This window comes from Xanthomonas vasicola (assembly GCF_000772705.2).
Taxonomy (GTDB): Bacteria; Pseudomonadota; Gammaproteobacteria; order Xanthomonadales; family Xanthomonadaceae; genus Xanthomonas; species Xanthomonas vasicola.
In genome coordinates, this window is the sequence record NZ_JSBW02000027.1 from 92982 (window position 1) to 114373 (window position 21392).

Sequence of the window (21392 nt, forward strand, 5' to 3'; positions counted from 1 at the left end):
TCAGTCGACGGACGCGCGAGGCGAATCGCCGAGGCGAAACCAATAGCGGTAATCGCGCGACTGCCCGCCGAAGCGCACCCCGCGGATGGTCACGTCGTAGATCACATCCGGCTGCAAGCGCGGCACCCGGAACTGCAGGCTATTGGGCACCCCGAAACCCTCGTGGTCGTCGCTCAGGTTGCGCACCTGCAGCTGGCGTCCACCGCGCTCGCTAATCTGCACCTGCGCCTCGGCGTAGTCGACATCGCGATTGGCGAACTTGCGATTGCGGTCCGGCAAGGCGGTGAACGACAACAGTGCATCGTCGGCGTGGTAACGGCGTGGGTACTCACCGATCGGCCAGGCGATGAAATCGGCACGCGTCCGCGCCGCGACGCCGACCGCCGGAGCGAAGCGCAGCGCGGCGCCGCTACTGAACGCAGCGCCGTCGCGACCAGCCACCATGCCGAAGGCCACGCGTTGCAGAAACGGATCCAGCAGCCAACGGCGGTGCCCCAGTCCACCGGCGCTGACATTGTTGGCGTCGGTCAGCCATTCGATCACGATCTGTTCGGGGCTGGAGAAACCCAGCAGCGGCGAACTGACCCCGCCATAGATCAGGCTACGGCGCGCGCCCTTGGCCGCGATGTCGGAATAGCAGCGCCAGTCTGGCGTCGGCGTATGGCTGAGGCGGCCGTTGGCGGCAATGACCAAGGCGGCCTGGGTGGCTTCGGGCTCGGCTGCCGGGTCGTAGTCGACCGCGTCGAGACCGTGCAGCCGACGGATGTCGTTGATCAGCGCCAGCACGCGTTGTCGCTGCGCCGGCTGCAGATCGCCGGCACGGCAACCGGCGATCGCGGGCGGGGTGCGATACAGCGCCGCCGCCTGCGCCGCGAAGTCGGCCTCCTGCGCGGCGGCGGGCAGCGCGGCGGGCAAGATCGCGATGGCGAGGCGAGCGAAGATCGGGCGCATGGCAGGCCGGAACAGCGCGGGGAGCTCTACCATAAAGTGCAGATCGCGCTATATCGGGCTCCTCTGCTGCGTAGGTAGCCCGCCATTCAGCCCACGCTGGCGTGGACTTGGCGACCCACTTGCAGCTCACCGGGCCTGCCTGCAGCGCCGGCGGCGTAGAATATTGGCCCCACGGTCACCGCTGCCTCTCTTGCCCATGTCGGATTCCGCCCTGCTCGCTTTGTCCCCGCTCGACGGCCGCTACGCCTCCAAAGTGGATGCGCTGCGCCCGATCTTCTCCGAATACGGCCTGATCAAGGCGCGGGTCAAGGTCGAAATCGAATGGCTGCTGGCCCTGGCGGCCGAGCCGGGGATCGCCGAGCTGGCGCCGTTCTCGGCGGCTGCCACGCAGCGCCTGCGCGCGCTGGCTGACGATTTCAGCGTTGCCCATGCCGCGCGGGTCAAAGAGATCGAACGCACCACCAACCATGACGTCAAGGCGGTGGAGTACTTCATCAAGGAGCAGCTCAAGGACGACGCCGAGCTGGGCCCGGCGCTGGAATTCGTGCACTTTGCGTGCACCAGCGAAGACATCAATAACCTGAGCTACGGCTTGCTGCTGGAGCAGGCACGCCACGCGGTGTTGCTGCCCAGCCTGGACGGCATTACCGCCGCGCTGCGCAGCCTCGCCCACGCCCAGGCCAGCCAGCCGATGCTCTCGCGCACCCACGGCCAGACCGCCTCGCCCACCACGCTGGGCAAGGAAATCGCCAATGTGGTCGCGCGCTTGGAGCGCCAGCGCAAGCAGATCGCCGCGGTCGAGCTGACCGGCAAGATCAATGGCGCGGTCGGCAATTACAACGCGCATCTGGTCTCCTACCCTGACCTGGACTGGGCGGCGTTCGCACAGCGTTTCGTCGAGAGCCTGGGCCTGGTGTTCAACCCCTACACCACCCAGATCGAGCCGCACGACAATGTGGCCGAAATCGGCGATGCCAGCCGTCGCGTCAACACCATCCTGATCGACTTGGCACGCGACATCTGGGGCTATATCTCGCTGGGCTATTTCAAGCAGAAGCTGAAAGAGGGCGAAGTCGGTTCTTCGACCATGCCGCACAAGGTCAACCCGATCGACTTCGAAAATGCCGAAGGCAATTTCGGCATCGCCAATGCGCTGTTCGAGCATTTTTCCGCCAAGTTGCCGATCAGCCGCTGGCAGCGCGACCTCACAGATTCCACCGTGCTGCGCGCGCTCGGCACCGCGTTCGGCCACACCCAGGTTGCACTGGATTCGCTGGCCAAGGGACTGGGCAAACTGACCGTCAACCCCGAGCGTCTGGATGCCGACCTGGATGCGGCCTGGGAAGTGCTGGCCGAAGCCGTGCAGACGGTGATGCGCCGCCACGGCCTGCCCAACCCGTACGAACAACTCAAGGCACTGACCCGCGGCCAGGGCATCACCGCCGCCTCGATGCAGGCCTTTGTGGAAAGCCTGCAATTGCCGGAAGACGACAAGCAGCGCCTGCGCGCGCTCACTCCAGGCGCCTACACCGGCCTGGCCGAACAGCTGGCGCGCGCGATCTGAACTGACCCGCCCGCAAGCCCTCTGTGGGCTTGCCGTGTGGATCAGCTCATCGACGATCATCAACGAGATGGCATCGGCATCACCACATGCCGATGACGCACCGTCGAAATCAGTGACACCTGCGCCGCGGCACACGTCGCGGCGCATGCGTCATGCCTCGCTACCGGCCTGGACAGCGGACGCTGGCCTGCACATGGGTGACCGAGCGGACTGCTACCGTGCCGGATTAACTGATCAGCAGATCGGCGATGCCTGTCACTCACCCACTTTCGCTGTTGACGCTGGCAAGCGTCTTTACACTGAGCGGATGCGGCGGCGACGGCCCTGCCGCGCAGGCGCTGTCGGCGGTCTCGTCAACGTTGACCGATCCTGCCAGCGGCGCAGACTGCGCCGGCAAGGATGTCCGGCTGACCGCAATGACAGCGAATGGATCCTGCACGGCGAGTGCGGCATGGTCACCAGCACCGCCTCGCGTGGCGCCATGAATCTGGACACCGCGCGCAGCATTCGCCTGGAAAGAAGCAACTTCACGGTGCTCAACAAGCAACTTGGCCAGCTCAGCGTGACCGGTCACGACAACACGCTCAATCTGACCCATGTTGATAGTGTGGATATCCAGGGCAACAAGAATCTTGTGCTGGCGCGCGAAATGAAGCAGGTGCGGTTTTCCGGCAACGACAACACCGTCAACCCATCCAGCAAGCCCGCGCTGGACGACCGCGGCCGCGATAACAAGGTGATGTGATCTGTCGGCTGTGATGCGCGCCAATGCAGGCGTACGCGCTCCAGATCAGCCGTCTGCACGTCGCTGCATGACCGCACTGCACGCAACGCCAGCAGGCATTGCTTTTACAAACGATGCGAATTTAGTGCGACTAACAACCCACTGCGTACACGCCAGGCTGGCGCGGCCGGCGCTCGCAATTCGGAGGAACCACTCGTACATTGCGGTTCCTGCATGCCCGCACGCAGCCACCTGACGAGGGCTCGCCACGTTTAAGCCGTTCCTAGCGCGTCAGTCGGGCCGCCGGGCGGCCACCCGCGTCACTTCGCGCGGCTTGGCTGCACCGCGCACGATCACGAACAGCAGGGTCTGCCCGACCTTGCGGTTGACGGCCTGCTTTAGCACATCGGCCTTGCTTCCAGCCACCGTGATGCCTTGTGCGGACACGATCGCATCACCCACCTGCAGCCCCGCTGTGGCTGCGGGCGAGGCCAGCTTTACCGAATCGATCGTGACCGAGGTCAGCGTGGGATTGAACGAAAATCCCTCGCTTTCCACCGCGAAACTCAGGCCGAACCAGCCTTGTCATCGGCGGCCTGCACGGCGCCGTGCACTCCCACGTCGCACTCAACAACAGCTGCAGCAGTGTCCGACGGTTCATGCACCCGGTTTCCAAAGCGAGGGAGCAGCACACCAAGACTGCGATGCCGCAGTGTTTCAGTGCAGGCGCTACCACTCATGTGCCATCGGACACCCTGACCAGTGCTGCGTGGCGGACGACAGCACGTGCGCGCCGCACCGGCACAGGTGCACATCCGGCTCAGGCAGTCGACAATAGGCCATTCGCGCCTGCCAACGCCGCGCGCCGCACTCTCTTCTACACCGTTCAAGGACCCCCAAAATGGCCGTACGTAAAGCGACCCCACTTGCCATCGAAGTCCAGGCCCGTCCGGGACAGCAGCTGGGCATGCCGGTCGAGCGTTTCCTGCGCAATTACTGGCACAAGCACCCACTGTTGATTCGCAACGCGTTCGCGGATTTCGCCTCGCCGCTGCAGCCGGAAGATCTGGCCGGGCTGGCCTGCGAAGACGGCGTGCTGGCGCGTCTGATCAGCCACGACCGCACCACCGACAGCTGGGACGTGCGCAGCGGCCCGTTCCAGGAAACCGATTTCCCCGGCCTGCCCGACCATGACTGGACTCTGCTGGTGCAGGACGTGGACAAATGGGACGCCGACGTGCGTGCCCTGCTGGAGCACTTCCGCTTCCTGCCGCGCTGGCGCATCGACGACATCATGATCAGCTTCGCCGCCACCGGCGGCTCGGTGGGCGCGCATGTCGACCACTACGACGTGTTCCTGCTGCAGGGCCAGGGCCACCGCCGCTGGCAGATCGATGCGCGCATCGCACAGGGCCGCAAGCCCACCCCACTGGCGTTCCGCGACGATGTCGAGCTGAAGCTGCTGCGCGAGTTCAAGCCAACGCACGATTGGGTTCTGGGCCCGGGCGACATGCTGTATCTGCCGCCGTTGATCCCGCACCACGGCGTGGCCGAAGACGCCTGCCTGACGTTCTCCATCGGCACCCGCGCGCCGTCCTCGGCCGAGCTGATCGGCGATTACCTGGATACCTTGATTGCCGATGCCGACGAGGCCGTGCGCTATCACGACGAAGACCTCAAGGTGCCGGCAGACCCGTACGAGATCGACGTCACCGCAATGAACCGCGTGGTTGAAGCGCTCAACGCGTTGCGCATGAACGATCCCGATCGCCTTGGCGACTGGTTCGGCCGTTTCATGACCACCTACCGCGCCTCCGGCGACGTGGTGCCGGCGCCAGAACCCATCCCGCGCGAAGCGGTCGAGCAGGCGCTGGAAGAAGGCGTGCTGCTGCATCGCCACCCGTGGTCGCGGCTGGCCTGGCGGCGTGCCAAGCGCGGCGCCACGCTGTTCTGCAGCGGCCTGGAGTTTGCGCTGTCGGCCAAGGACGCGTCCCGTCTGGCCGCGGCCGAAGAGATCGACGGCACGCTGTACGGGCAGTTGTCGCCACGTGGGCGTGAGGTCGTGCTGGAGCTGCTGGCACAAGGCCATTACCAGCGCGCCCACGAAGACGCCGATGGGGATATCGCCGACGACGATGCCGTACATGCCCTGAGCGTGTCTTCCGACCACGACGAGGCAGACGCCGAAGACGAGGCACCGGAAGCGGACGACGCCATCGATGCCGATGCCGATGTCGAACAGGTCGCAGACGACGCCGGCAACCCGGCAGAGACGCTGGATGCCGTGCAGGACGCTGTTGCCGAAATCGAGAGTGACGACGCAGCCGAGCAGGACGACGCCAGCCATAGTGCCGACGACACCGATTCCGACGACAGCGACGAGACCACCAAACCCGCATGACTCCGCATGCCAGCCCGCAGATCGTCACGCTGAACCCGGCTTCCGATGCCGCGGCGCTGCGTGCACTGCGGCTGACCTGCGCCACCGACACCGCTGGCACCACCAGCGGTGCCGAATGGGATGCCTTGGACCCGCTCAGCCTGCATCTGGCAGCGCGCACCGAGGACGGCCAGTGGATCGGCTCGGTGCGAGTCACCGCCGATCGCCGGCTCGACCGGCTCGGCGTTCTCCCCCACTGGCGCCGCCGCGGAGTCGCCGACCAACTGCTCGCTGCCGCCGTCGACACGGCCCGCCAGCACGGCTGGCCCAGCCTGCACGCGCGCCCCAGCCCCAACGCGGAGGCGGTCTTCGCGCGCCTGGGCTTCCTGCCCGACACCACCCCACTTCCCTTCCCCGAGCGCTTCGGCCAGACACACGCTGCGCCCGGCATCGTCGTGCACCGTCGCCTCGATGGCCCAATGGCCGTCGAGACCCTCACCGCGGCCCTGGCCGCCACCACTGGTCTGCTCTGCGCTGCGCGCCGCCAAGTGCTGATCTACACCCGCGCCCTGGACCCACCCCTGTTCGACAACGCTGCAGTGCTCGATGCGTTGCGCCGTTTCGCCACCGCCCGCCACGACAAGCGCGTGCATGTCTTGGTGCAAGACCCCACCAGCGCCAACGCCGGTAGCAGTGCAATGCTGAGGCTGGCACAGCGCCTGCCCAGCGTGTTCCGGTTCCGCGCGGTCAGCGACCCGGTCGATGCAAGTTTTGCATCGGTCTATGTCGTCGGCGACGACGCCTACTACTTTCGTCCAACAGGTCATCGCTTCGATGATGGCGAAACCTGGTTGTCTGGCGCAGCGCGTAGCCGCCAGTTAGAGCGCGCATTCGCGCAGATATGGGAGCGCAGCGCACTTTGGAATGAGCCACGCGCGCTCGGCATCTGACGCCGCAGCGTTCCTCGCACGTAGGCGTGTGAGCAATTGGCCTACCCCGCCGGTCAGCTCGCAGACGCCCCCTCACTGGCGCAAGAGGGTATAATTTTTCGAGATTTGAGACCGACCGATAGGGCATCTTGCCCTGCCGCTTCCGCACAATCATCCCCACAGCAGACCCGACTTACCATCGTGGATAATCTCCTAAAGCAGTTCGCGCAGTCATCGCAGCTCGCCGGCGGCAACGCCGCCTATATCGAGGATCTGTACGAGCAGTACCTCGTCGCCCCGGACAGTGTCGATCCGAAGTGGAAGAGCTACTTCGATGGTTTCGAAGGTCGCAGTGCCGGTGACGTACCGCACTCGGCGGCCATCGCCCACATCCTCAGTGCGTCCAAACACGCAGTCAACGCCGGCACCGGTGCAGGCGTCAGTGACGAGCGCGAGCGCAATGTCGGCCGTCTGATCACTGCCTACCGCGCCCGCGGCCATCTTGGCGCGCAGCTCGACCCGCTGGGCCTGACCCCGCCGGTCAACCCGCCCGATCTGGATCTGCCGTTCCACAGCCTCTCGCAGGCTGACATGGACAGCGAGTTCAGCACCGGCGGCGTCGGCGGCCAGCCGCGGATGAAGCTGAAGGATCTGTTGACGCGCCTGAAGGCGACCTACGCCAGCAGCATCGGCGCAGAGTTCATGCACATCCAGGAATTCGACCAGCGTCAGTGGATCTACAAGCGACTGGAAGATGCCGGCGGCAAGATTGCAGGCGATGCTGCCAACCGCAAGCGCACCCTGGAGCGGCTCACCGCCGCTGAAGGGCTGGAGCGCTACCTGCACACCAAGTACGTCGGCCAGAAGCGCTTCTCGCTGGAAGGCGGCGATTCGTTGATTCCGATGATGGACGAGATCATTCGCCGGTCCGGCAACGATCAGGTCAAGGACATCGTGATCGGCATGGCGCACCGCGGCCGCCTCAACGTGCTGGTCAATACGCTGGGCAAGAACCCGCGCAAGCTGTTCGACGAATTCGAAGGCAAGTTCGAGCACGCCCATGACGACCGCGCGCATACCGGCGACGTCAAGTACCACATGGGTTTCTCGGCCGACATCGCTGTTGGCACCGACAAGCAGGTGCATCTGGCGCTGGCGTTTAACCCCTCGCATCTGGAAATCGTCGACCCGGTTGTGGTGGGCAGCGTGCGCTCGCGTCAGGAACGTTTCGGCGATGCCGAACGCAAGACCGTGCTGCCAATCCTGATCCATGGCGACGCGGCATTCGCCGGCCAGGGCGTGGTGATGGAGCTGTTCCAGATGTCGCAGGCGCGCGGTTTCGCAGTCGGCGGCACGGTGCACATTGTCATCAACAACCAGATCGGCTTCACCACCAGCACCCGCGACGACGCGCGCTCCACGCTGTACTGCACCGACGTGGCCAAGATGATCGGCGCGCCGGTCTTCCACGTGAACGGCGACGACCCCGACGCGGTGATGTTCGTGTCCAAGCTGGCCTATGAATTCCGCCAGCAGTTCAAGAAAGACGTGGTCATCGACCTGGTCTGCTACCGCCGTTGGGGCCATAACGAAGCCGACGAACCGGCAGCGACCCAGCCGGTGATGTACCAGACGATCCGCAAGCACAAGACCACCCGCGAGCTGTATGCCGCCAAGCTGGAAAGCGACGGCGTGCTGAGCGCCGACGAAGCCAAGGCGCTGGTGGATGGCTACCGCAACAAGCTGGATTCGGGCGAATACACCACCGAACTGGCCAAGCGCAAGCCGGACGAATTCGCCATCGATTGGTCCAAGTATCTGGTCGGCACCGCTGCCGATCCGGTCGACACGCGCGTCAAGCGCGAGCAGTTAGACCGTTTGGCAAAGCTGATCACCACCATCCCCGAAGGCGTCGAACTGCACGCCCGCGTGGCGAAGATCTACGAAGATCGCGTCAAGATGGCTGCCGGCGATCAGCTCGGCGACTGGGGCTTTGCCGAAAACCTGGCGTACGCCACGCTGCTGGCGGAAGGCCACAAGTTGCGTCTGGTCGGCCAGGACGCCGGCCGCGGCACGTTCTTCCACCGTCACGCGATCCTGCATGACCAGAAGACCGACAACTACTACCTGCCGCTGCGCCAGCTGGTGCAGAACCCCGAAGACGCCACCGTGATCGATTCGCTGCTCAGCGAAGAAGCGGTGATGGGTTTCGAATACGGCTACTCAACCACCGACCCGAATGCGCTGTGCATCTGGGAAGCGCAGTTCGGCGACTTCGCCAACGGCGCGCAGGTGGTGATCGATCAGTTCATTGCCGCTGGCGAAGCCAAGTGGGGCCGCATTGCGGGCCTGTCGCTGTTCCTGCCGCACGGCTACGAAGGCCAGGGTCCGGAGCACAGCTCCGCGCGCCTTGAGCGTTTCCTGCAGCTGTGCGCGCTGGAGAACATGCTGGTCTGCGTGCCGACCACGCCGGCGCAGTGCTTCCACATGATCCGCCGTCAGATGCGCATGACCACCCGCAAGCCGCTGGTGGTGATGACGCCCAAGTCGTTGCTGCGCCACAAGCTGGCAGTGTCGAGCCTGGAAGAATTGGCCGAGGGCGAGTTCCAGCATCTGATCCCGGATGCCAAGGCCGACGCGGCCAAGGTCAAGCGCGTGGTGCTGTGCTCGGGCAAGGTCTATTACGACCTGCTGGAAGACCAGACCAAGCGCGGCCAGGACGACGTCGCCATTGTGCGCATCGAACAGCTGTATCCGTTCCCGCGTGCGCAGCTGGCTGCCGAGCTCAAGGCCTATGCCAACGCCACCGATGTGGTGTGGTGCCAGGAAGAACCGCAGAACCAGGGTGCGTGGTACCAGATCCGCCACCACCTCAACTTCTGCCTGGCCAGCGGCCAGAGCCTGCATTACGCCGGCCGCGCCCGTTCGCCCTCGCCTGCCGCCGGCCACATGGCCGACCACATCATCGAACAGCAGAAGCTGGTCGCCGATGCGCTACTTAATCCGTTCAACGACCAAGTCGCTGAATAACTCCTCTTCCCCAAAGAACGAAAACCCTAGGACGCTCCCCGAATGGCCACCGAAGTCAAAGTTCCGGTACTGCCCGAATCCGTTTCCGACGCCACCATCGCCAGCTGGCACAAGAAGGCCGGTGAAGCGGTCAAGCGCGACGAGAATCTGGTCGACCTGGAAACCGACAAGGTCGTGTTGGAAGTTCCTTCGCCGGTCGACGGCGTACTGAAGGAAATCAAGTTCGAAGCCGGCAGCACGGTGACCAGCAACCAGATTCTGGCGATCATCGAAGAAGGCGCTGTGGCTGCGGCTGCACCGGCTGAAGAGAAGAAGGCCGCTGCACCGGCGGCTGCAGCAGCTCCGGCTGCCGCTCCGGCCCCGGCTGCCGCAGCTGCGCCTGCCGCTGCATCCAAGTCGGCTGCCGATGCGCTGCCGCCGGGTGCGCGTTTCTCTGCGATCACCCAGGGTGTGGATCCGTCGCAGGTCGAGGGCACCGGCCGTCGTGGCGCGGTGACCAAGGAAGACATCGTCAACTTCGCCAAGGCCGGCGGCGTGGGCAAGGCCTCTGGTGCGCGTCCGGAAGAGCGCGTGCCGATGACCCGCGTGCGCAAGACGATTGCAAAGCGCCTGATGGAATCCAAGAACTCCACCGCGATGCTGACCACCTTCAACGAGGTCAACCTCGCCAAGGTGTCGGCTGCGCGCAAGGAACTGCAGGACGAGTTCCAGAAAGCACACGGCATCAAGCTCGGTTTCATGAGCTTCTTCGTCAAGGCCGCCGCCAACGCGCTGCAGCGCTTCCCGCTGGTCAATGCTTCGATCGACGGCGACGACATCATCTATCACGGCTACAGCGACATCTCGATCGCCGTGTCGACCGACAAGGGTCTGGTCACGCCGGTGCTGCGTAACGTCGAGCGCCAGTCGTTCGCCGATGTCGAACAGGGCATCGCCGATTACGCCGCCAAGGCGCGCGCCGGCAAGCTGGGCCTGGACGATCTGCAGGGTGGCACGTTCACCATCACCAATGGCGGCACCTTCGGCTCGCTGCTGTCCACCCCGATCATCAACCCGCCGCAGAGCGCCATCCTGGGCATGCACGCGATCAAGGAACGCCCGATCGCCGAGAACGGCCAGGTCGTGATCGTCCCGATGATGTATCTGGCGCTGTCCTACGACCACCGCATCATCGATGGCAAGGATTCGGTGCAGTTCCTGGTCGACATCAAGAATCAGCTGGAAAACCCGGGCCGCATGTTGTTCGGTCTGTAAGCCTTGAAGCCCCTCTCCCACCGGGAGAGGGGTTGGGGACGCCAGGCAACTGCGTCCGACTCAGCAATGAAGAACGAGCCGCCGCGAGTCACAGAGGCGAACTATCGGCTGTTCACTAACTCCACTTCGCAGTGGCTTGCTTCATGTCGGGAATACCGGGCAGGCGACCACAGCACCCTCATCCGGCGCTACGCGCCACCTTCTCCCGCAGGAGAAGGGAAAGGCAAAGGACTCTAGAAAATGGCTGAAAACTACGACGTCGTCGTCATCGGTGCCGGTCCGGCCGGTTATCACGCCGCCATCCGTGCGGCGCAGTTGGGCATGAAGGTCGCCTGCATCGACGCGGCCCTCGGCAAGGATGGCAAGCCGGCGCTGGGCGGTACCTGCCTGCGCGTGGGCTGCATCCCGTCCAAGGCGCTGCTGGATTCCTCGCGCCAGTTCTGGAACATGGGTCACCTGTTCGGCGACCACGGCATCAGCTTCAACGACGCCAAGATGGACGTGCCCACCATGATCGGCCGCAAGGACAAGATCGTGAAGCAGTTCACCGGCGGCATCGCGATGCTGTTCAAGGCCAACAAGATCACTCCGTACTACGGATTCGGCCAGCTGCAGCCGGGCAACATCGTCAAGGTGACCCAGCACGAAGGCGGCGAGATCGAGCTGAAGGGCACCAACGTGATCCTGGCGGCCGGTTCGGAGTCGATCGAACTGCCGTTCGCCAAGTTCGACGGCGACACCATCGTCGACAACGTCGGCGGCCTCGATTTCACCGCCGTTCCCAAGCGTCTGGCGGTGATCGGCGCCGGTGTGATCGGCCTGGAGCTGGGCAGCGTGTGGAAACGTCTGGGCGCCGAGGTCACCATCCTCGAAGCGTTGCCGGACTTCCTGGCGCTGGCCGATGCCGAAGTGGCCAAGACCGCGCTGAAGGAATTCAAGAAGCAGGGTCTGGACATCAAGCTGGGCGCCAAGGTGAGCAAGACCGAGATCACCGGCAGCGGCGATGCCAGGCAGGTGGTGCTCAGCTACACCGACGCCGCTGGCGAGCAGACCCTGACCGTGGACAAGCTGCTGGTGGCCGTCGGCCGCAAGGCCGCGACCAAGAACCTGCTGGCCGAAGGCACGGGAGTCAAGGTCACCGACCGCGGCCAGATCGAGGTGGACGGACATTGCCACACCGGCGTGGACGGCGTGTGGGCGATCGGCGACTGCGTGCGCGGCCCGATGCTGGCGCACAAGGGCTTTGAGGAAGGCATCGCAGTGGCTGAGCTGATCGCCGGCCTGCCCGGCCACGTCAACTTCGACACCATTCCGTGGGTCATCTATACCGAACCGGAGATCGCCTGGGTCGGCAAGACCGAGCAGCAGTTGAAGGCCGAAGGCGTCGCCTATAAGGCCGGCAGCTTCCCGTTCGCGGCGATCGGCCGTGCGGTGGCCATGGGCGAGCCGGCTGGCTTCGTCAAGGTGATCGCCGATGCCGAAACCGACCGCGTGTTGGGCATGCATTTGGTCGGCGTGGGCGTCTCCGAGTTGGTGCACGAAGGCGTGCTGACGATGGAGTTCAACGGCTCCGCCGACGACCTGGCGCGTATCTGCCACGCGCATCCGACGCTTTCCGAAGCGATCCACGACGCCGCGATGGCAGTGAGCAAGCGCGCGATTCATAAGGCGAACTAAGGCCGGGATTTGGGATTAGGGATTCGCAAGAGCGGTCGTCCCCGTCCCGCATCTTTCCGGCAATGGCATGGCGCCGGGCGAAAGCCCGGCGTTGTGTTTTTCAGGTCCAGTCAAAACAATCGTGCAACGTGTATTCGACTGATTTCAGATGACATCGACGCGCCGCGCCCCGCTTTTAAGAATCCCCAATCCCAACTCCCAAATCCCATGAAAAGCATCTGCGTCTATTGCGGCTCCAACGCCGGCAACAAACCGGTCTATGCCGAACGCGCCACCGCGTTGGGCACGCGCATCGCCGCGCAAGGCCTGCGACTGATCTACGGCGGCGGCAATGTTGGTCTGATGGGCACGGTGGCCAACGCCGTCCTCGCTGCCGGCGGCCAGGTCACCGGCGTGATTCCCAAGCAGCTGGCGGACTGGGAAGTGGCCCACCGCGGCCTGACCGAACTGGAGATTGTCGGCTCGATGCATGAGCGCAAGATGCGCATGTTCGAGTTGTCCGATGCGTTCGTCGCCCTGCCCGGCGGCTTCGGCACCATGGAAGAGATCTTCGAAATGCTGACCTGGCGCCAGCTCGGCATCGGCAACAAGCCGTGCGCGTTCCTGGATATCGATAGCTTCTACGCACCGTTGATCGGCATGATCGATCGCATGGTCGAAGAGCGTTTCCTGCATCCGGACCAGCGTGCCGACCTGTGGTATGGCGCCGATATCGAGCAGATGCTGGAATGGATGCAGCACTACACCCCGGCGCAGGCGTCGAAGTGGATTGACGAGAAGCGCCGCTCCACCCTGGTGTAACCGAAAGCAGCCAAAACACACGTCGTCTCACTGCGAGTCTGCTGGGTTACCAAGGCGCGACTCACTAGGTTGCCCAGCACACGATGCCAGCCGCCGCCGCGGTGCCGGCAAGCGCGATGCCGCTGTGGACGCGTCGGCCAACATCACTCCGACACTGCTGAGGTAGTGCTGCACGACGGCGCACCTGGCACTGTTTTGCCAGCTTGCAACGGCAGTCACGATGGCCGCAGCAACCCGCAACACCGCCTCGCATAGAATGGCGGCGATGCTCGATACCCTCGCCGCTGACGCGCACCACAGCCTGGACATCAAGCACAGTCGCTTTCTGGCCCACGCTGCCGCACTGGACACTCCCGCGCATGCGCTGGAGATCGTGCAGCGCGTGTCCGTGCCGGATGCCACCCACAACTGCTGGGCCTATCGGTTCGGGCAGGACTATCGCTCCAGCGACGACGGCGAGCCGAGTGGCACCGCCGGCCGGCCGATCCTGGCCGCCATCGACGGCCAGGGCTTCGACCGGATAGTGGTCGTGGTCACGCGCTGGTATGGCGGCATCAAACTCGGCGCTGGCGGGCTGGTACGCGCCTATGGCGGCACGGCGGCCGAGTGCTTGCGGCTGGCGACGCGGCAACCGCTGATCGCGTTGTCGCTGGTGCAGGTGCAGTGCCGGTTCGACGATCTGGGCCTGGTGCACGCAGCGCTGGCGGCCTTCCATGCCGACAAACTGGATGAACATTTCGACGCCAACGGTGCAGCGTTGCGCGTGCAACTGCCTGCGGATCAGCTCGCCGGCTTGAAAACCCGCCTGTGCGACGCCACTCGCAATCGTGTCAATCTCTCAACTCCGGAAGCCGCATGACCCAGCCAGCCGCTGCACGTCCCAACCCGTTGCGGAAGCTGGGCAGCCTGCGCACCCTGTGGCCCTTCATCCAACGCCAGCGTGGCCTGTTCGTTGCCTGGATGGTCGCGCTGACGATTTCCGCTGCCGCCACACTGAGCCTGCCGGCAGCGGTCAAGCGCATGATCGATCAAGGCTTCTCCGGCGACGCGCAGATCAACCAGGCGTTCGCGCTGTTGTTCGCAGTCTCGGTGGTGCTGGCGGTGGCGACCGCTGCCCGCTTCTATTTCGTCGCACTGCTGGGCGAAAAAGTGGTCGCCGACCTACGTGGCCGGCTGTACGCACACCTGATTGGCCTGGACGCCGGATTTCATGACCGCAGCCGCAGCGGCGAACTGGTGTCGCGCTTGTCGGCCGACAGCGAATTGCTGCGCGGGCTGATCGGCAGCACCATGTCGGTGGCCTTGCGTAGCGTGGCCACGGTGATCGGCAGCGTGGTGATGTTGTTCGTCACCAGCCCACGCCTGGCCGGCTTCACCTTGATCGGCATCCCGCTGGCGGTGCTGCCGATCGTGCTGGGCGCACGCCGCCTGCAGAAGATTTCGCGTGCAAGCCAGGACCGCGTGGCCGACGCCAATACGCTGGCGGCCGAAACCCTGGGCGCAGTACGCACCGTGCAGGCGCATGCGCGCGAGCGTTACGAAAGCCAACGTTTCAGTACGGCACTGCTGACCGCCATCGACACCGCAAAGCTGCGCATCCGCACCCAGGCCACCGTGACCGCGGTGGCGATCATGCTGATCTTCGGCGCGATCGTTGGGGTGTTGTGGTTGGGCGCGCATGATGTGGTGTCTGGCCGCATGACGCCCGGCACGCTGGGCCAGTTCGTGTTGTACGCAATGATCGGCGGCGGTTCGGTCGGCGCGCTGGCCGAGGTCTGGAACGAGTTGCAGCGTGCCGCCGGCGGCATGGGCCGGGTAGGTGAATTGCTCGACGAACAACCGGCCATCGTGGCGCCGGCCACGCCGCAGCCCTTGCCGCAGCCGCTGCGCGGCGCGATCCATTTCGATCAGGTGGTGTTTCATTACCCACAGCGTCCGGACGCGCCGGCGCTGGATGGCTTCGATCTGCATGTCAGCCCTGGCGAAACCGTGGCGCTGGTCGGTCCTTCCGGGGCGGGCAAGAGCACGGTGCTGGCGATGCTGCTGCGTTTCCACGACCCGGTCAGCGGCAAGGTGCGCATCGACGACATCGACCTGCGCGACACCGACCCGGTACTGCTGCGCGAACGCATCGCGCTGGTGCCGCAGCAACCCACGCTCTTTGCCGCCAGTGCCGCCGACAACATCCGCTACGGGCGCCTGCAAGCCAGCGATGCCGAAGTGGAAGCGTCCGCCGCCGCGGCCGAAGCCGATGCCTTCATCCGCGCCCTGCCCCAGGGTTACGCCAGCGAACTGGGCGAACGCGGCACGCGACTGTCCGGCGGCCAGCAGCAACGCGTGGCGATTGCGCGTGCGCTGCTCAAGGACGCGCCGATCCTGCTGCTGGATGAAGCCACCAGCGCGCTCGATGCCCAAAGCGAACGGTCCGTGCAACAGGCACTGGACCGGCTGATGGAAGGCCGCACCACGCTGGTCATCGCGCACCGCCTGGCCACCGTGCTCAAGGCCGACCGCATCGTAGTAATGGATGCCGGCCGCATCGTCGCACAGGGCACGCATGCGCAATTGATCGCCGAAGGCGGCCTGTACGCGGAGCTGGCGCGGCTGCAGTTCATCGATCAATTAAGAGTTGCCTGACGCTGCGCTACCAGCGCTTGGCACTTGGAGCAGCGAACAAAAGACGGCGCTCATCGCCACGCAGGCGCGGCCGGTGTTCGGCATCGGCCCGCGTCACTCGTACACTGCAATTCCAACGCGCAGTCCACAGCCACCGGACGACCGCTCGCTCCACGTGTTAGCCACACTTCGCCCATCTTGCCTCACCGGCCACGCCGGCCGTGCGCTCCCACGCAATCCGATGTGACCCATGCCCCGGCCTAAAACCACGCTTCGCCAGCTGAGCTATTTCGTCGCACTGGCCGACACCGGCAGCTTCACCCGCGCGGCCGAGCAGATGGGCGTCTCGCAACCCTCGTTGTCGCAGCAGATCCGCGCATTGGAAGCCATCATCGGAGCGCCGCTGTTCGAGCGCGGCGCGCAGGCGCTCCTGACCCCGCTGGGTCGCGATCTGCTCGACCGCGCACGCAGCATCCTGCTCGGCGTCACCGATCTGGAAGAGGTGCGCGCCACCGCCGCCGACACCTTGGTCGGCACCATCCGGCTCGGGGTGTCGCCCACGCTGGGCGCCTATCTGATGCCGAGCCTGGTGGCACGTTTGCATCGCGAAAATCCGGCCCTGCGCGTGCATGTGCGCGAGGGGCTGCCGACTGCGCTTGCCGCCGGCCTGAGCAGCGGCGTACACGATCTGGTCCTGGCGCAACTTCCGGTGGCCGGCCGCGGCCTGCATAGCGAGCGGCTGTTCCGCGAACTGCTGCATGTGACCATGGCCGCCGACCATCCGCTGCGCACCAAGACCTGCATCACCCCGGCCGATCTGCGCGGCGCCAACCTGCTGACCTTGATGCCGGAATACCGATTGGCAGAACAGGTCGCCGCAATCGCCATGGATGTCGGCGCGAATGTCTTGCGCGATTACGAAGGCACCAGCCTGGATGCGATCCGCCAGATGGCCGGCATGGGCATGGGCCTTGCTTTGCTCCCAGACCTATATGTCCGCCAGGAAATCCGCGAAGGCGATGATGTGGTGGTTCGACCAGTCAGAGGCGGACGCTACTATAGAGAGATTGGTCTGCTCTGGCGGCAGGGCGCCGGTCGTGCGCCAGCCTTCGGTTTGATCGCCAATCTGCTACGTGCGGTGGCGGCATAGGAAAATCCTATGCGGTACATAAGCGCTGCGGCCTTGTTGGAAGGCTGACAACTCGTCAATGTTTTACTGAACTCATCAACGGATAGCCAATGGCGGCCCAGCGGATCGGATGGCAAGAAGCAGCAAGCTGGCTGGCGGAAGTCCTCGGCCCGGATATGCCGTACGTACGCTTGACCTTGGTGTATGGCATTGCGATCAGCCTGCTATCGCTGGCCACACCCATCTCGGTGCAGTTGCTGATCAATAGCGTCGCCAACACCGCATTGCCCACGCCGTTGTGGACCTTGTCCAGCCTGTTGCTCGGCCTGCTGTTGCTGGTGGCGGCACTGAGCGCGATGCGGGTGTGGGTGATGGCGCTATTCGAACGCCGCCTGTTTGCACGGGTGGTCGCCGAGATCACCGTGCGCGCAGTGCATGCGCAGAACCCATTCTTCGCCGACCAGAACCGTGGCGACGTGTTCAACCGCTATTTCGACCTGGTGATCGTCCAGAAAGCGGTCCCCAGCCTGGCGGTTGGCGCCTTCACCATCGTGCTGCAGTCGGCGGTCGGCCTGATCGTCACCAGCTTCTATCACCCGTTTTTCCTTGGGTTCAACGCGCTGTTGTTGCTGGCCATCTTCTCGATCTGGATGATCTGGTCGCGTGGCTCGATCCGCACCGCGGTGGACCTGAGTCACGCCAAGCACAACGCCGCGCACTGGCTGGAAAGCGTCGGCGGCTCCAACGGCTTCTATAAATCCAGCCGGCATCTCAACTTCGCGATGGATCGCTCGGAAGCGGTGACCGCGGAGTACGTCGACCGGCATCGGCGCCATTTCCGCTACACCTTCACCCAGACGCTGGCGTTCCTGCTCACCTATGCGGTGGCCAGCGCGGCCCTGCTGGCGCTGGGCGGCAGCCTGATCCTGCGCGGCGAGTTGTCGATCGGCCAGCTGGTGGCGGCCGAACTGATCTTAAGCGCGGTGTTTTACGGCATCGCGCAGCTGGGCAGCTATCTGGACGTGTTCTACGACCTGGTCGCCAGCGCAGAGGAATTGTCGCTGCTGTATGCCATTCCTCAAGAGCGCCCGGTGGCCGTCGCCGGCGAGGCGCCGCGCAACAGCGCCGTACGCCTGGATGGTGTGGAAATCGACGGCGCGCGTTTCGATTTCGCGTTGGAAGCTGGCGAGCAGTTGGTCACGCTGGCCGACGGCGGCGCCGACCGCTTGCTGGCCATGGTGCTCAAGCGCCACGTGGTTCCTGACCGCGGGCTGGTCATGGTGGGAGGCGCCGACCTGGCCACCTTCGACATGTACCTGCTGCGTTCGGAAGTCACCGTGCTGGACCGGCCGACCATCGTGGAGGTCACCATTCGCGAATATCTGGCGATGGCCTCGGCCGATGTGACCTCCGAAGCGATGCTGGAAGCGATCGATACGGTGGGCTTGCGTGCGCGCATCGCCACGTTGCCGCAAGGCCTGGATACCCGGCTTGCCGCGTCCGGCTTCCCGCTGTGGATTGGCGATGTGATGGCGCTGAAGCTGGCCAATGCGCTGCTGGTGCGCCCACGCGTGCTGATGTTGTCGCAGTTGTACGACCTGCTTCCGGCAGAACGTTTGACCCGCATCCTGCGGCGCTTGAAGGACGCAGGAACCACGGTGTTGCTGTGCACCGGCCGGCCGGAGGACATCACCCTGGACGGCTGGTTCCGCCTGGAACCGGAGCATCAGCAACGCTATGCCACGCGTGCTGAATTGATCGCGTCCACACAGGAGGCTTCGCATGCCGCACGCCCCTGATCGGTTGGTGCATTTCCCCACCCTGGCGTCGATGCGGCCGCCCAGCATCGCCAAGGCGTTGGCATGGATGCTGTTGATCGGCGTTGCCATCGTCGGCGCGATCCTGGCGTTTGCGCCCTGGGTGCAGACCGCCAGCGGCAAGGGCCAGGTGGTCTCGCTGGATCCGGGCGACCGCCAGCAACAGGTCACCGCCTTCGTGCCGGGCCGCGTCGAACGCTGGTATGTGCACGATGGCCAGCATGTGTTGAAAGGCGACCCGATCGCGCGTGTCGGCGATCTGGACCCGGACCTGCTCACCCGCCTGGCCAGCGAACGCGCGCAGGCGCAGGCAGAAATCGCCGCCATCCAGCAGGCACGCGCAGTCGCGAGCATCGATGTGGCACGCAGCAAGCAGTTGCTCGCCGAAGGCCTGGCCGGCCGCCGCGACTTCGAGCTGACCCAGATCAAGGTGGCCGAAGCCGATGCCAAGCTGGCCGAATCGCGCGCCAAGCTGACCCGCATCGATATCCAGTTGAATCGTCAGTCTGCACAGCTGGTGCGCGCACCGCGCGACGGCCGCGTGCAGCAGCTCAACGCCGCCAGCGGCAGCGCCATGGTCTCGCCGGGCACGGTGCTGGCGGTGATCGCACCGGAACGGGTGGAACGCGCGGTCGAGCTCTACATCGACGGCCGCGACGTGCCACTGATCCGTCCCGGCCGCCCGGTGCGGCTGGAGTTCGAAGGCTGGCCGGCGATTCAGTTCAGTGGCTGGCCGTCGGTGGCGCACGGCATGTTCGATGGCCGCGTGCGCGCGATCGACCCCAACGCTGCGCCCGATGGTCTGTTCCGCATCCTGGTCGAACCGATGCCGGACAAGCCGGCGTGGCCCGCGCAGGAATTCGCCCGCCAGGGCGGCAAGGTGCGCGGCTGGGTGCAAGGCGAAACTGTCAAGGTCGGCTACGAACTGTGGCGCCAGCTCAACAACTTCCCGCTGGAATTCGGCCGGCGCCCGGCTGCGACCACGCAGGAAGACGGTAAGGCCAAACCGGCCGCGCCCAAGGCCGAAGACGAAGCGACGGGCAAGAAATGATCGGCCGTCTTGTTGTCCTGCTGATCGCACTCTGCCCCGGTGCGGCATTCGCCCAGGCCGATGCGCTGACGCTGGACGAAGTGCTGCAGTCGTCGGCCCGCTCTGCACCGCAGATCATCGAATCGCTGGCAAAGGTGCGCCAGGCCGAGGGCAAAGGCATCTCGGCCGACGGCTCCTTCGACACTGTGTTCGACATCGAAGGCCGCTCGCGCGAGGCCGGTTATTACGACGGCAGCACGATCGAAACCGGCGCCAAGCGGCCGTTCGAAGAAAACGGCGGCTATTACTACGGCGGCTACCGCTCCTCGCGCGGTTCCTTTCCCGTCTACGAAGACAAGTCCTATACCGACCGCGGCGGCGAAGTGAAGGTCGGCGCGCTGTATGCGCTGTTGCGCGACCGCGTGATCGACGAACGCCGCACCAAGCGCAGCATTGCCAGCACCGATATCGATGTGGCCAAGTACGAAGCGGAAATGGTGGCCATCGGCGTGCAACGGCGCGCGGTAGATGCCTACCAGAACTGGGTCGCCGCCGGGCTGAAGTTGCGCGCCTACAACGACCTGCTGCAACTGGCCGAGCAACGCCGCAATGCGATTTCGCGGCAGGTCACGCTCGGTGCGCGACCGACCATTTTGCTCACCGAAAACGACCAGAATCTGGTGCGTCGGCATGCGTTGGTGGTGCGCTCGGAACAGGATTTCGCCAGCGCCGCCAACGCGTTGTCGCTGTATCTGCGCGATGACGCCGGCATGCCGCTGATCGTCTCCGCCGAGCGCCTGCCGGCCGACACCTCGGCGCTGGAAGGATTAGCCGGCGCCAGCAAGATCACCGCACCGGTGGAGCGCCCGGATTATCGCGCCGTGCTCACCCGCATCGACCAGGCCACCGCACGTTTGATGCTGGCGCAGAACGATCTGAAACCGCGCCTGGATGTGAGCGTGGAAGTCAGCAAGGATCTCGGCCCACCCGGCGTTGGCGGACCGAATCGCTCGCTGACCGATGCCATCATCGGCTTCCGTTTCAGCGTGCCGCTGGAAAACCGCGCCGCCAAGGGCCGCGTGGCCGAGGCGCGTGCCGAGATCGAAGCGCTGGATCAGCGCAGCCGTTTTCTGCGCGACCAGATTTCGATCGAGGTCGAATCGATCGTCATCTCGCTCAACGCCGCCGAACGGCTGGCCACGATCGCCGATGAGGAACGCGGCCTGGCAGATCGCCTGGCCGCAGCCGAGCGGCGGCGCTTCGAGCTGGGATCGGGTGACTTTTTCCTGGTCAACCAGCGCGAGGAAACCGCCAACGACGCGCGCGTGCGCCTGATCGATGCACAAGCACGCATCGCCTCCGCGCGTGCAGAACTGGCCGCAGCCACAGCCGACCGGAATGCGTTGCAGCTGAGTCGTTGAATGCTTGGCTGCGCGTCGTGCATACGCGACGGTGCAGTCAATGGGCGATGCTTGCGCAGTGCTGCCTTT

Annotated in this window: 15 protein-coding genes and 1 pseudogene; 14 read left to right on the plus strand and 2 right to left on the minus strand. The window is 65.0% G+C overall.

Annotation, left to right across the window (positions count from 1 at the left end; translation table 11 throughout):
* Positions 1 to 984, minus strand: a complete 984-nt coding sequence (locus NX05_RS05915) for a CAP domain-containing protein (protein ID WP_080764631.1) — start codon at positions 982 to 984, stop codon at positions 1 to 3.
* 163 nt (positions 985 to 1147) lie between these two features.
* On the opposite strand from NX05_RS05915, the gene purB reads away from it, so the two are divergent.
* Positions 1148 to 2515: an adenylosuccinate lyase gene (gene purB / locus NX05_RS05920; RefSeq protein ID WP_039433687.1), complete on the plus strand. Its 1368-nt coding sequence runs from the start codon at positions 1148 to 1150 to the stop codon at positions 2513 to 2515.
* A 248-nt stretch (positions 2516 to 2763) separates the two neighbouring features.
* Positions 2764 to 3260: pseudogene (locus NX05_RS24750) on the plus strand (DUF3060 domain-containing protein).
* Between the two features lie 270 nt (positions 3261 to 3530).
* On the opposite strand, the gene NX05_RS05930 reads toward NX05_RS24750, so the two are convergent.
* Positions 3531 to 3797 carry a PDZ domain-containing protein gene (locus NX05_RS05930; RefSeq protein ID WP_039433685.1) on the minus strand — a complete coding sequence of 89 codons (267 nt, stop codon included), beginning with the start codon at positions 3795 to 3797 and terminating at the stop codon, positions 3531 to 3533.
* 343 nt (positions 3798 to 4140) lie between these two features.
* Between NX05_RS05930 and NX05_RS05935 the strand changes: the two genes are divergently transcribed.
* The 12 genes from NX05_RS05935 to NX05_RS05990 all read left to right on the plus strand — a co-directional run bounded on the left by NX05_RS05935 (position 4141) and on the right by NX05_RS05990 (position 21323).
* Entirely contained in the window at positions 4141 to 5640 is a 1500-nt protein-coding gene (locus NX05_RS05935; protein ID WP_039439080.1) for a ribosomal protein uL16 3-hydroxylase, read from the plus strand.
* Complete coding sequence (locus tag NX05_RS05940) at positions 5637 to 6569, plus strand: GNAT family N-acetyltransferase (protein ID WP_017112798.1); 933 nt, start codon at positions 5637 to 5639, stop codon at positions 6567 to 6569. The genes NX05_RS05935 and NX05_RS05940 overlap by 4 nt, the downstream gene beginning before the upstream one ends.
* A 180-nt stretch (positions 6570 to 6749) precedes the next feature.
* Positions 6750 to 9578 (plus strand): 2-oxoglutarate dehydrogenase E1 component, encoded by a 2829-nt coding sequence (locus NX05_RS05945; protein WP_039433675.1) that lies wholly within the window; start codon positions 6750 to 6752, stop codon positions 9576 to 9578.
* A gap of 42 nt (positions 9579 to 9620) precedes the next feature.
* Positions 9621 to 10832, plus strand: a complete 1212-nt coding sequence (gene sucB, locus NX05_RS05950; protein WP_039433672.1) for a dihydrolipoyllysine-residue succinyltransferase — start codon at positions 9621 to 9623, stop codon at positions 10830 to 10832.
* Between the two features lie 240 nt (positions 10833 to 11072).
* Positions 11073 to 12509 (plus strand): dihydrolipoyl dehydrogenase, encoded by a 1437-nt coding sequence (gene lpdA / locus NX05_RS05955; protein ID WP_017116153.1) that lies wholly within the window; start codon positions 11073 to 11075, stop codon positions 12507 to 12509.
* 207 nt (positions 12510 to 12716) lie between these two features.
* Complete coding sequence (locus NX05_RS05960) at positions 12717 to 13310, plus strand: LOG family protein (protein WP_010366391.1); 594 nt, start codon at positions 12717 to 12719, stop codon at positions 13308 to 13310.
* 256 nt (positions 13311 to 13566) lie between these two features.
* Entirely contained in the window at positions 13567 to 14169 is a 603-nt protein-coding gene (locus tag NX05_RS05965) for an IMPACT family protein (RefSeq protein ID WP_017112795.1), read from the plus strand.
* On the plus strand, positions 14166 to 15947 hold the full coding sequence (locus NX05_RS05970; protein WP_039433669.1) for an ABC transporter transmembrane domain-containing protein: 1782 nt from the start codon (positions 14166 to 14168) through the stop codon (positions 15945 to 15947). Before NX05_RS05965 ends, NX05_RS05970 begins: the two co-directional genes overlap by 4 nt.
* A 229-nt stretch (positions 15948 to 16176) precedes the next feature.
* On the plus strand, positions 16177 to 17076 hold the full coding sequence (locus NX05_RS05975) for a hydrogen peroxide-inducible genes activator (protein ID WP_039433664.1): 900 nt from the start codon (positions 16177 to 16179) through the stop codon (positions 17074 to 17076).
* An 89-nt stretch (positions 17077 to 17165) separates the two neighbouring features.
* Positions 17166 to 18854, plus strand: a complete 1689-nt coding sequence (locus NX05_RS05980) for an ATP-binding cassette domain-containing protein (protein WP_039433662.1) — start codon at positions 17166 to 17168, stop codon at positions 18852 to 18854.
* A complete protein-coding gene (locus NX05_RS05985; RefSeq protein WP_039433659.1) occupies positions 18838 to 19923 on the plus strand; it encodes an HlyD family secretion protein in 1086 nt (361 codons plus the stop codon). Before NX05_RS05980 ends, NX05_RS05985 begins: the two co-directional genes overlap by 17 nt.
* Complete coding sequence (locus NX05_RS05990) at positions 19920 to 21323, plus strand: TolC family protein (protein WP_039433655.1); 1404 nt, start codon at positions 19920 to 19922, stop codon at positions 21321 to 21323. Before NX05_RS05985 ends, NX05_RS05990 begins: the two co-directional genes overlap by 4 nt.
* Positions 21324 to 21392 lie beyond the last annotated feature (69 nt).

Coding starts and splice junctions, on each gene's coding strand:
- NX05_RS05960 (WP_010366391.1), top strand. CDS start 12,717: ATGAAAAGCATCTGCGTCTATTGCGGCTCCAACGCCGGCAACAAACCG.
- lpdA (WP_017116153.1), top strand. CDS start 11,073: ATGGCTGAAAACTACGACGTCGTCGTCATCGGTGCCGGTCCGGCCGGT.
- NX05_RS05970 (WP_039433669.1), top strand. CDS start 14,166: ATGACCCAGCCAGCCGCTGCACGTCCCAACCCGTTGCGGAAGCTGGGC.
- NX05_RS05985 (WP_039433659.1), top strand. CDS start 18,838: ATGCCGCACGCCCCTGATCGGTTGGTGCATTTCCCCACCCTGGCGTCG.
- NX05_RS05965 (WP_017112795.1), top strand. CDS start 13,567: ATGGCGGCGATGCTCGATACCCTCGCCGCTGACGCGCACCACAGCCTG.
- NX05_RS05980 (WP_039433662.1), top strand. CDS start 17,166: ATGGCGGCCCAGCGGATCGGATGGCAAGAAGCAGCAAGCTGGCTGGCG.
- NX05_RS05975 (WP_039433664.1), top strand. CDS start 16,177: ATGCCCCGGCCTAAAACCACGCTTCGCCAGCTGAGCTATTTCGTCGCA.
- NX05_RS05915 (WP_080764631.1), bottom strand. CDS start 984: ATGGTAGAGCTCCCCGCGCTGTTCCGGCCTGCCATGCGCCCGATCTTC.
- NX05_RS05935 (WP_039439080.1), top strand. CDS start 4,141: ATGGCCGTACGTAAAGCGACCCCACTTGCCATCGAAGTCCAGGCCCGT.
- NX05_RS05940 (WP_017112798.1), top strand. CDS start 5,637: ATGACTCCGCATGCCAGCCCGCAGATCGTCACGCTGAACCCGGCTTCC.
- purB (WP_039433687.1), top strand. CDS start 1,148: ATGTCGGATTCCGCCCTGCTCGCTTTGTCCCCGCTCGACGGCCGCTAC.
- sucB (WP_039433672.1), top strand. CDS start 9,621: ATGGCCACCGAAGTCAAAGTTCCGGTACTGCCCGAATCCGTTTCCGAC.
- NX05_RS05990 (WP_039433655.1), top strand. CDS start 19,920: ATGATCGGCCGTCTTGTTGTCCTGCTGATCGCACTCTGCCCCGGTGCG.